The following is a 9,968-nucleotide window of genomic DNA, read 5'->3' on the forward strand; positions in this document are numbered from 1 at the left end:
CGCCGTCCTCCCTCCGCGCACGAGAGCTCATGAACGATCAGTCCCTGCCCCTCAATAAACCGATGCGACCTGCCAAGGCCAGCCAGAGTCTGACTCAGGATGACGTGGTCTATGCGCACATCTTCGACGCCATCCTTGAGCAGCGCCTGGCACCGGGCACCAGATTGAGCGAAGAGGCGTTGGGCGAGATTTTTGGCGTGAGTCGCACCATCATTCGTCGCGCCTTGTCGCGTCTGGGGCATGAAGGCGTCGTGTTGCTGCGGCCCAATCGTGGCGCGGTGGTTGCCAGCCCCAGTGTCGAGGAAGCCCGGCAGGTATTCTTCGCCCGGCGTCTGGTGGAAAAAGCCATCACCGAACTGGCTGTCGAGCACGCGACTGCCGAGCAACTGGCCCAATTGCGCCAGATGGTCAGCGATGAGCGCGACAGTTTTTCTCGTGGTGATCGTGGCGCGGGCATTCGGCTGTCCGGTGAATTTCACCTGCAACTGGCCGTTGCGGCCAGAAACGCGCCCTTGATCAGCTTTCAGCGCAGCCTGGTCTCGCAGACATCGCTCATCATTGCTCAGTACGAAACCGGCGACCGCACGCATTGTTCCTACGACGAACACAGCCAGTTGATCGACGCTATCGAAGCCCGTGACGCAGCACGGGCGGTCGAGTTGATGATGCATCACATGGATCACATCGACAGCAAGCTCAACCTGGACGAGGACGTGATCTCGGATGACTTGCAGGCTGTGTTCTCGCACCTGCTGGGCAAGAAAAAAACCAAATGACGCGTCAGCCTTTCTGCTGCCTCAGCGCCTGAGCCTGACGGTACAGGTACACGCTCAGGATCAGCCCGCTCAACGAGGCAAATGCGGCGAACAGGAAAATCGACACAAAGCCGAAACCCGCCGCAATGGCCCCGGCCAGTGGGCCGGTGATGCCCAGCGACAGGTCGATGAACAGTGAGTAGGCGCCTACGGCTGCGCCACGGCTGGAAGCGGGAACCAGGTTGACCGCCTCCACGCCCAGTGCTGGAAACACCAGCGAAAAACCGAATCCCGACAACGCCGCACCGGCCAGCGCCAGGCCTGGTGTGGGGGCCATCCATAACAGCAGCAGCCCCAGCGTCTCAACCGACAGGCAGACAATCGCCACGCGAAAGCCGCCCAGACGGTTGATCAGGTTGCCAAACAGCAGGCGCGCTGCGATGAAGCTGCCACCAAACAGGGTCAGGCACAGTGCGGCGTTGGGCCAGTGGTTGCTGGCGTAGTAAAGGGTGATGAATGTCGCGATGGTGCCGAACCCGATGCCGCCCAGTGCCAGCCCCATGCCGTGAGGAAAGACGCGTCCCAATACATGCATGAACGGCAGGCGCTCGCCGTGCACGATAGGCGCACCCGGCTTCTTCCAGGTCAGCAGCAGGCCGATTGCACACAGCAGCATGATGCTCACGCCCACGGTCCACAGGCCCAGTTCATTGACCATCCAGACGCCCAGCGGCGCTCCGATCGCCAGCGCGCCATAGCTGGCGATACCGTTCCAGGAAATGACTTTCGCAGTATTCTGCGCGCCCACCCGGCCGATGCCCCAGCCAATCGAGCCCGAACCCACCAGGCTTTCCGCGCTGCCCAGAATCACCCGACCGATCAACAGCACCACCAGACTCGCCATCGGCCACGCTTGCAGCCAGATCGGTACCAGCATGAATACGCCGCTCAGACCGCAACCCGCCAGGCCAAACTGGACGGCCTTCTTGCTGCCCATGTTGTCGATGATCCGGCTCGCCCAAGGCCGACTGACCAGTGTGGCCAGGTACTGCACGCTGATCACGAGGCCCGCCATCACCGCGCCAAAACCCAGGTCGCTGTGGACGTAACCGGGCAAGACGGCCAGTGGAATACCGATGTTCAGGTAGCCGATGAAGGTGAACATGACGATGGAGACCACCGTCAGCGTGACAGCCATCGGGGTTTGCGGTGCAGCGGTGTGTGTCTCGGGCATGGAGATAGGTTTCATTCTGGTAACGGAGGGACGTGGAGCGTTCGAGCCGTGCAACGGGAAAGCGTGCGGGAAATGCTTAGCAAGCTTTCGATAGGCTCATCATAACGGTGCATCGGGCGATGCAGGTAACAGATTGAAATAAAATCTGTGAGAAGGGGGGGGGGTCAGATCAAGGCTGGGCAGGCGCTACGAGTTGCGTGGTGACCAGTGCGGCCAGCGCGTTTTCCTGGGTGCCGAAACGTGCCAGCAGGGCTTGCTGTTTTTCCGGGCTCAGACGTGACCAGATCTCGATCATCTTTTCAGCGGTGCCGATCAGTGCGCTGGCCTGGGTTTCGGAGAAATCACTCATGAGGTTTTCTGTGTGCCTGTTCGCTGGTTTTCCAGGCGTATTGAAAATCGGCAGAACCGTTTTTCGATACGCCTGAAAACAATCGCCTTCAGTCTTTGCTTCGGGCTTTCTGGCTGTCTTGAGCCGAGGGTGCTGCTTTCATTGCGGCAGCTTGACCAAGCTCTTGTTGAGCCAGGGTCGACTGCTGTGGTTCCTGTTGGCCTGGTGGGAAGTTAGGGATTTCATGCATCGTCATCGCTCCTCGCAAGGGGTTGCAGATAGAACCGTGCTTTAAAAAAGCCTGCGCAGGATAACCCACTGAAAATGACAATCCCGATATTTTTTTCAACTGATCGACCGAACGGCGAAACAAAAACGTGATTTCACTGTCCCGGCCGGATGATTTGGCAGCAGATATTCGCGGACAAGTCTGCCCACCAGCCAAACTCAGCAGGTGGGAGCGAGCTTGCTCGCGAAGGGGCAAATGGCCCTTGCACAAATAGTGTGCCTGGCATCAACGATCAGCCTTCACTCCTTGCAAACCGCAGCAATCGCCTGCGCCAGTTGATCCAGACGGCTGGCATCGATCCCCGCCATGTTGGCCCGTCCATCGCTGACCATGTACACGCTCTGCTCGTCACGCAGGCGTTTGACCTGATCGCCCGTGATGCCGGTATAGGAAAACATCCCGCGTTGCAGCGCAATGTGGGCAAAGTGCTCGCCCAGGCCCAGCGGGGTCAAGGCTTCGAGCAGTCCGCTGCGCAATTGCGCCACACGCTGACGCATCTCCTCGACTTCGTCAGCCCACAGACTTTTGAGTGCCGGGTCACCCAGAATTTCTGCCACGACGGCGGCGCCATGATCTGGCGGGTTGGACCACAGGTTGCGCGCGATGCTTGCCAGCTGGCTGCGTACATCGAGCAGCTTTTGTGCATCGTCGGTGCAGACAATCAGCGCGCCGGTACGCTCGCGGTATAAACCGAAGTTCTTCGAACACGAACTGGTGATCAGCAGTTCTGGCAGTTCTTCGGCAAACAGGCGGACGGCCCACGCGTCTTCTTCCAGACCGTCACCGAACCCTTGGTAGGCAAAATCGATCAGGGGCAGCAAGTCGCGTTTTTTCACAATCGCCAGCACTTCGCGCCAGTCGTCATGCGACAGATCAAAGCCGGTCGGGTTGTGGCAGCAGGCGTGCAGCAGCACCACGTCGCCGTGCGGTATCTGGCGTAAGGCGTCCAGCATGCCGTCGACGTTAAGACGGTTATCGCTGCCGACATACGGGTAATGGCTTACTGTCAGGCCCACCTTGTTGAAGATGGTTTCATGCAGCGGCCACGTCGGGTCGCTCAGCCAGATGCCCTTGCCGGGCAGGCACTGGGCGATGAAGTCCGCCGCAAGACGTAACGCGCCCGTGCCGCCCGGTGTCTGGGTCGCACCGGCGCGCCGGGTCTTGATGAGCGGCGAATTACCGCCCAGCACCAGTTCGCTGATCAGCGTACCGAAGCGCAGATCGCCATGGCTGCCGATGTAGGTCTTGGTCATCTGTCTGTCGACCAGGCGCTGCTCGGCAGCTTTCACGGCGCGCGGCACCGGAGTCTGGCCGTGTGAATCCTTGTAGACACCCACGCCCAGATCGAACTTGTCAGGACGGGTGTCGTTGGCATACGCCTCGATCAGGCCCAGAATCGGATCGCCTGGTACACGCTGGATGTCCCTGAAATGCATTATTTGCGTCCCTCGGCGTCTTTGGCCACCTCGTCGGTCCGGGCAGCCATGATGAAGTCGTTACGGTGCAACCCTTTGATTGAGTGGCTCCACCAGGTCACGGTCACTTTGCCCCATTCAGTCAGCAGGCCCGGGTGGTGACCTTCGGCTTCTGCAATGTCGCCGACCGCATTGGTAAAGGCCAGCGCAAACTTGAAATTCTTGAACACAAAGACTTTTTCCAGCTGCATGACGCTGTCGCGCACCTCGATGTTCCAGTCCGGGATCTGCTTGAGCAGCGCCGGCAATTCGGCTTCGTCGACTTGCGGGGCATCGGCGCGGCAGGCTTCGCAGTGGGCTTGATTGAGTGTAGTCATGAACGGATTCCTTTTGGACGCATAGCCGTCAGTCGATTAGACGATCAGGCCGCGTGGTTTTTGGTTTTAGGCGCAAATTTAGGTGCATGCAGACCCATCTGCATGCCGCGCTCGACCAGACCCATGATGTCCTCCTGCGCCAGATCGAACAGGCGCTTGAGGTCGGGCAGGACAAAGTACACCGGTTGCAGGATGTCGATGCGATAAGGCGTGCGCATTGCTTCGAGTGGGTCGAAGTGCTGGTGTTCCGGCGCGGACGACAGGCTGTACACCGCTTCCTTGGGCGAGGACAGAATGCCGCCACCATAGATCCTGCGTCCTTGCGGCGTGTCCACCAGGCCGAATTCGATGGTCATCCAGTACAGGCGGGCCAGGTACACCCGTTGTTCCTTGGTCGCGCTCAGGCCGAGCTTGCCGTAGGTGTGGGTGAATTCGGCGAACCACGGATTGGTCAGCAGCGGGCAGTGGCCGAAGATCTCGTGAAAGATGTCGGGCTCCTGCAGGTAGTCGAGTTCTTCTTCGGTGCGAATGAACGTCGCCACCGGGAAGCGTTTGCTGGCCAGTAGCTCGAAGAAGGTCTGGAACGGAATCAATGCGGGTACACGCTCGACCTGCCAGCCAGTGGTGGCAGCCAGCACGGTGTTGATTTCGCCCAGTTGCGGGATGCGGTCATGAGGCAGGCCGAGTTGCTCGATACCGTCCAGGTATTCCTGACAGGCGCGGCCTTCGATCACCTTCATCTGGCGAGTGATCAGGGTGTTCCAGACCGCGTGTTCGGCGGCCGGGTAATCGATGAAACCCTGCGCGTCGGGCTCGCGCGCTACGTAGTTCGTCTGGGCCATGGGTGTCTCCTGAAGAGCACTGTTATTTTTATAAAGCGGCTTGTGTCGCCATTGCCATGGCCCAGAAATAGCGCAAATCCTCTGCGGCGTCAGCGCGATTCCGTGTCCAGCATCAGGCGTTTGGGTTTGCATGCGTAACGAAATCTTTACGCGCGGTGCGGCTTCCAGACAAAATACGGCTTTGCGAGCGCGCCATTGCGTTGGGCTGTCACGTATTGTTGACGCTAGACTTTTATCAATAACAAAAATATCCACGCCGAGAGGGCTTACCCCCATGCGCATCAAGGTCCATTGCCAGAATCGCGTCGGCATTCTTCGCGACATTCTTGATCTGCTGGTTGCCTATGGCGTCAACGTGGCCAGGGGCGAGGTGGGCGGTGAGCATGGCGACGCGATCTATCTGCACTGCCCGAACCTGATCAACCTGCAGTTCCAGGCGCTGCGCCCCCGGTTCGAAGCGATCACCGGCGTGTTCGGCGTCAAGCGGGTCGGGCTGATGCCCAGCGAGCGCCGCCACATGGAACTGAATGCTTTGCTGGGTGCTCTGGAATTTCCGGTGTTGTCCATTGATATGGCTGGCGCCATCGTCGCCGCCAATCGGGCTGCCGCTCAATTGCTGGGCGTGCGGGTCGATGAAGTGCCTGGCATCCCGTTGTCGCGTTATGCCGAAGATTTCGACCTGCCGGCGCTGGTGCGTGCCAACAAGTCACGCATCAATGGCCTGCGCATCAAGGTGCGCGGCGATGTGTTTCTGGCCGATATCGCGCCGTTGCAGTCCGAGCACGACGACAGCGAGGCGATGGCTGGCGCGGTACTGACCCTGCACCGGGCCGATCGGGTCGGCGAGCGCATCTACCACGTGCGCAAGCAGGAGCTGCGCGGTTTCGACAGCATCTTTCAGAGTTCTAAGGTCATGGCTGCGGTGGTGCGTGAGGCGCGGCGCATGGCACCGCTGGACGCGCCGTTGCTGATCGAAGGCGAGACCGGAACCGGCAAGGAGCTGCTGGCTCGCGCCTGTCACCTGTCCAGCCCGCGTGGGCAGTCGCCGTTGATGGCGCTCAACTGTGCAGGGCTGTCCGAGTCAATGGCCGAGACCGAGCTGTTTGGCTACGACCCCGGTGCGTTCGAGGGCGCGCGTATTGAAGGCCGGTTGGGGCTGCTGGAGCTCACGGCAGGTGGCACGCTGTTTCTCGATGGAGTCGGCGAGTTGAGCGCACGCATGCAAGCCAAGTTGCTGCGCTTCATTCAGGACGGCTGCTTTCGCCGTGTGGGCAGCGACGAAGACATGTATCTGGATGTGCGGGTGATGTGTTCGACACAAGTCGATCTGTCTGAACTCTGTGCCAAGGGTGTCTTTCGGCAAGACCTCTACCACCGGCTTAATGTGCTGACGCTGCACATCCCGCCGCTGCGTGAATGCCTGGATGGTTTGACGCCTCTGGTTGAGCACTTTCTTGATCAGGCCAGTCGCCAGATCGGCTGCGCATTGCCAGGCATCGCGCCTGCTGCCTTGAAACGCCTCAGTCAGTACCATTGGCCGGGCAATGTAAGGCAACTGGAAAACGTGTTGTTCCAGGCTGTTTCGTTGTGCGACGGCGTTCAGGTACAGGCCGAACATATCCGGTTGCCTGATTATGGCGTGCGGCAAACATTAACTGACGTGTCTCTGGATGGCGGGCTTGACGCTATTGTGGGTCGGTTTGAAAAGTCGGTACTCGAACAACTGTATGCGCAATACCCCAGCAGTCGGCAATTGGGTAAACGGCTGGGTGTTTCACATACAACCATTGCCAACAAGTTGCGCGATTACGAACTGGGCAGGCCAGTTGAATAGCGCGATGCGTCCACCGAAGAGCGTAATGGCCTGACGAAGCAGAAGGCGCCCCGCATCAATGAAGTGCGAGGCGTCGCGCCCATCGAGCGGGTATCAGCCGTTGCTGCAGCCGTTGCCCATGACCTGGTAACCCATGATGTGCTGCTTGCCCTGAGAGTCTTCATACACCATGCGGGCCGGTACGACCTGACAGATGTCGGGGATCTTGCTGATGGAAATGACCCTGGCAATATCCAGATGAGTGCCGTAGGTATATTGCTCGACGCGTGCCTGTTGCGCGGCGACTTTGGTTTGCGATTCTTCGGCCATGGCCAGTGTGCTGAGACCGCAAAGTGCCAGAATCGCGAGGGAAGCTTTCATTGCTGTTTACCTTCTTGAGTGCGAGCGAATGCGCCTGACGAATAATCGAGTTCAGGGAACATTACGAGGGATTGATTAAATAACCGGGCCTGTGTGGGGGCGTCTGGTAGTTGCCGTGTTGGCGGAAGTGATTCTAAGCTTCTGACAGCGCGACATATATAAAGGCTTTTGATAAGCCTTTTCATCGAAATGGTAACAATCATCCGGTAGTGCCGGTGGTCGAGCCAGGCTTGAAGGGATGCGCCTCACGATCCTGGCCGGTAAGACCAACGTCGAATGGTCCTGTCAGGTGGGGCGGGATACAACGGAGTCATAAAACAACAACTATCCACCGAGGTAACCAAGATGAGTGCAGCTTCCCTGTACCCCGTCCGCCCAGAAGTCGCAGCGACTACGCTGACGGATGAGGCAACCTACAAGGCCATGTACCAGCAGTCGGTGGTCAACCCCGATGGCTTCTGGCGTGAGCAGGCCAAGCGCCTCGACTGGATCAAGCCCTTCACCCACGTCAAACAGACGTCCTTCGACGATCACCGTGTCGATATCAAGTGGTTCGCTGATGGCACGCTGAACGTTGCCTACAACTGCCTGGACCGTCATCTGGAAGAGCGCGGCGACAGCATTGCGATCATCTGGGAAGGCGACGACCCTTCCGAGCATCGTGAAATCACCTACCGCGAACTGCACGCCGAAGTCTGCAAGTTCGCCAACGCCCTGCGTGGCCAGGACGTGCACCGCGGCGATGTGGTGACTATTTATATGCCCATGATTCCCGAGGCTGTGGTCGCCATGCTGGCGTGCGCCCGGATCGGTGCGATTCACTCGGTGGTGTTCGGCGGCTTCTCACCGGAAGCGCTGGCTGGCCGCATCATCGATTGCAGTTCCAAAGTCGTGATCACCGCTGACGAAGGTTTGCGTGGCGGCAAGAAAACCCCGCTGAAGGCCAACGTCGACCGTGCCCTGACCAACCCTGAAACCAGCAGCGTGCAGAAGGTCATCGTCTGCAAGCGCACGGGCGGCGAGATCGAGTGGAACCGTCATCGTGACATCTGGTATCACGCGCTGCTGGAAGTGGCATCGAGCACCTGCGCACCCAAGGAAATGGGCGCTGAAGAATCCCTGTTCATCCTTTACACCTCCGGTTCCACCGGCAAGCCCAAAGGTGTGCTGCACACTACGGCCGGCTACCTGCTTTACGCAGCACTGACCCACGAGCGCGTATTCGACTACAAACCGGGTGAGGTCTACTGGTGCACGGCGGACGTGGGCTGGGTCACAGGCCACAGTTATATCGTCTACGGCCCGCTGGCCAATGGCGCTACCACGCTGTTGTTCGAAGGTGTTCCGAACTACCCGGACATTACCCGTGTGTCGAAAATCATCGACAAGCACAAGGTCAACATTCTTTACACCGCGCCGACTGCCATTCGCGCCATGATGGCCGAAGGCACGCGTTCGGTCGAAGGTGCAGATGGTTCCAGCCTGCGCCTGCTGGGTTCGGTGGGTGAGCCAATCAACCCAGAGGCCTGGGGCTGGTACTACGACACCGTCGGCAAGAAAAACTGCCCGATCGTCGACACCTGGTGGCAAACCGAAACCGGCGGCATCCTCATCAGCCCGCTGCCGGGTGCGACCGCGCTCAAGCCAGGTTCGGCGACGCGTCCGTTCTTCGGCGTGATTCCGGCGCTGGTGGACAACCTAGGCAACCTGATCGAAGGTGCGGCTGAAGGCAATCTGGTGATTCTCGATTCCTGGCCAGGTCAGTCGCGCTCGCTGTATGGCGACCATGATCGCTTCGTTGATACCTACTTCAAGACCTTCCGTGGCATGTACTTCACCGGTGACGGCGCGCGTCGCGACGAGGACGGCTACTACTGGATCACCGGCCGTGTGGATGACGTGCTCAACGTGTCCGGCCACCGCATGGGCACTGCCGAGATCGAAAGCGCGATGGTCGCGCACCCCAAAGTCGCCGAAGCGGCGGTGGTCGGGGTGCCGCACGATCTGAAAGGGCAGGGCATCTACGTCTACGTCACGCTCAATGCCGGTGAAACGGCTGATGATGCGCTGCGCGTCGAACTGCGCAACTGGGTGCGCAAGGAAATCGGTCCGATTGCCTCGCCTGACTTCATCCAGTGGGCACCCGGCCTGCCGAAGACCCGCTCGGGCAAGATCATGCGCCGCATCCTGCGCAAGATCGCGACCGGCGAGTATGACGCACTGGGCGATATTTCCACCCTGGCCGATCCGGGTGTCGTGCAGCACCTGATCGAGACCCACAAGGCCATGAGCGCTGCCTGACAGGCAGTCCTGCCTCTCTCTGGCCCATTCCCGCGCGCCCGCGCGGGAATGCCTCTCTCAGCCTTCCGCGTCTTCAATATTTACGTCAGCCGAGTCATCTGGACCCGTGTGGGCATGATCGGTGTTGCGGCGGACTTTAGTGATTACTCCTGTTCCGCGCCCATCGTTCTACACAAGTCCTGCTGCAACCAAGGGGCTGTGGGAGGCGGGGGGGGGGGGGGGGGGGGGGGGGG

The 9,968-nt window shown here is 59.7% G+C and carries 10 protein-coding genes; 3 read left to right on the forward strand and 7 right to left on the reverse strand.

Annotated features, from left to right (window positions below; genetic code table 11):
• The first annotated feature begins 29 nt into the window (after positions 1 to 29).
• Positions 30 to 776, forward strand: coding sequence for a GntR family transcriptional regulator (locus H8S56_RS16545; RefSeq protein ID WP_187519224.1), 747 nt, complete (start codon positions 30 to 32; stop codon positions 774 to 776).
• 4 nt (positions 777 to 780) lie between these two features.
• Here the strand turns inward: H8S56_RS16545 and H8S56_RS16550 are convergent, their stop codons facing one another.
• The 6 genes from H8S56_RS16550 to phhA all read right to left on the reverse strand — a co-directional run bounded on the left by H8S56_RS16550 (position 781) and on the right by phhA (position 5,240).
• Positions 781 to 1,989: an MFS transporter gene (locus tag H8S56_RS16550; RefSeq protein WP_024688791.1), complete on the reverse strand. Its 1,209-nt coding sequence runs from the start codon at positions 1,987 to 1,989 to the stop codon at positions 781 to 783.
• 169 nt (positions 1,990 to 2,158) lie between these two features.
• The gene (locus H8S56_RS16555) at positions 2,159 to 2,338 is read right to left on the reverse strand and encodes a hypothetical protein (protein ID WP_187519225.1); all 180 of its coding nucleotides are present in this window, start codon (positions 2,336 to 2,338) and stop codon (positions 2,159 to 2,161) included.
• An 88-nt stretch (positions 2,339 to 2,426) separates the two neighbouring features.
• A complete protein-coding gene (locus H8S56_RS16560) occupies positions 2,427 to 2,801 on the reverse strand; it encodes a hypothetical protein (RefSeq protein WP_187519232.1) in 375 nt (124 codons plus the stop codon).
• A 44-nt stretch (positions 2,802 to 2,845) separates the two neighbouring features.
• Complete coding sequence (locus H8S56_RS16565; protein WP_187519226.1) at positions 2,846 to 4,042, reverse strand: amino acid aminotransferase; 1,197 nt, start codon at positions 4,040 to 4,042, stop codon at positions 2,846 to 2,848.
• Entirely contained in the window at positions 4,042 to 4,398 is a 357-nt protein-coding gene (locus tag H8S56_RS16570; protein WP_024693999.1) for a 4a-hydroxytetrahydrobiopterin dehydratase, read from the reverse strand. The genes H8S56_RS16565 and H8S56_RS16570 overlap by 1 nt, the downstream gene beginning before the upstream one ends.
• A 44-nt stretch (positions 4,399 to 4,442) precedes the next feature.
• Complete coding sequence (phhA, locus tag H8S56_RS16575) at positions 4,443 to 5,240, reverse strand: phenylalanine 4-monooxygenase (RefSeq protein ID WP_187519227.1); 798 nt, start codon at positions 5,238 to 5,240, stop codon at positions 4,443 to 4,445.
• 274 nt (positions 5,241 to 5,514) lie between these two features.
• Between phhA and H8S56_RS16580 the strand changes: the two genes are divergently transcribed.
• Positions 5,515 to 7,074 (forward strand): sigma-54-dependent transcriptional regulator, encoded by a 1,560-nt coding sequence (locus H8S56_RS16580; RefSeq protein WP_187519228.1) that lies wholly within the window; start codon positions 5,515 to 5,517, stop codon positions 7,072 to 7,074.
• Positions 7,075 to 7,167: 93 nt separating this feature from the next.
• Here H8S56_RS16580 and H8S56_RS16585 read toward each other — a convergent pair whose 3' ends face one another.
• Complete coding sequence (locus H8S56_RS16585) at positions 7,168 to 7,434, reverse strand: DUF2790 domain-containing protein (protein WP_187519229.1); 267 nt, start codon at positions 7,432 to 7,434, stop codon at positions 7,168 to 7,170.
• Positions 7,435 to 7,779: 345 nt separating this feature from the next.
• On the opposite strand from H8S56_RS16585, the gene acs reads away from it, so the two are divergent.
• Entirely contained in the window at positions 7,780 to 9,735 is a 1,956-nt protein-coding gene (gene acs, locus H8S56_RS16590) for an acetate--CoA ligase (protein WP_187519230.1), read from the forward strand.
• The last annotated feature ends 233 nt before the right edge of the window (positions 9,736 to 9,968 follow it).

It is taken from the genome of Pseudomonas triticifolii (assembly GCF_014358015.1).
GTDB lineage: Bacteria > Pseudomonadota > Gammaproteobacteria > Pseudomonadales > Pseudomonadaceae > Aquipseudomonas > Aquipseudomonas triticifolii.

Bases quoted from the DNA above. Each gene is read 5' to 3' on its own strand.
- H8S56_RS16545 (WP_187519224.1), top strand. From the start codon at position 30: ATGAACGATCAGTCCCTGCCCCTCAATAAACCGATGCGACCTGCCAAG.
- H8S56_RS16550 (WP_024688791.1), bottom strand. From the start codon at position 1,989: ATGCCCGAGACACACACCGCTGCACCGCAAACCCCGATGGCTGTCACG.
- H8S56_RS16555 (WP_187519225.1), bottom strand. From the start codon at position 2,338: ATGAGTGATTTCTCCGAAACCCAGGCCAGCGCACTGATCGGCACCGCT.
- H8S56_RS16565 (WP_187519226.1), bottom strand. From the start codon at position 4,042: ATGCATTTCAGGGACATCCAGCGTGTACCAGGCGATCCGATTCTGGGC.
- H8S56_RS16570 (WP_024693999.1), bottom strand. From the start codon at position 4,398: ATGACTACACTCAATCAAGCCCACTGCGAAGCCTGCCGCGCCGATGCC.
- phhA (WP_187519227.1), bottom strand. From the start codon at position 5,240: ATGGCCCAGACGAACTACGTAGCGCGCGAGCCCGACGCGCAGGGTTTC.
- H8S56_RS16580 (WP_187519228.1), top strand. From the start codon at position 5,515: ATGCGCATCAAGGTCCATTGCCAGAATCGCGTCGGCATTCTTCGCGAC.
- H8S56_RS16585 (WP_187519229.1), bottom strand. From the start codon at position 7,434: ATGAAAGCTTCCCTCGCGATTCTGGCACTTTGCGGTCTCAGCACACTG.
- acs (WP_187519230.1), top strand. From the start codon at position 7,780: ATGAGTGCAGCTTCCCTGTACCCCGTCCGCCCAGAAGTCGCAGCGACT.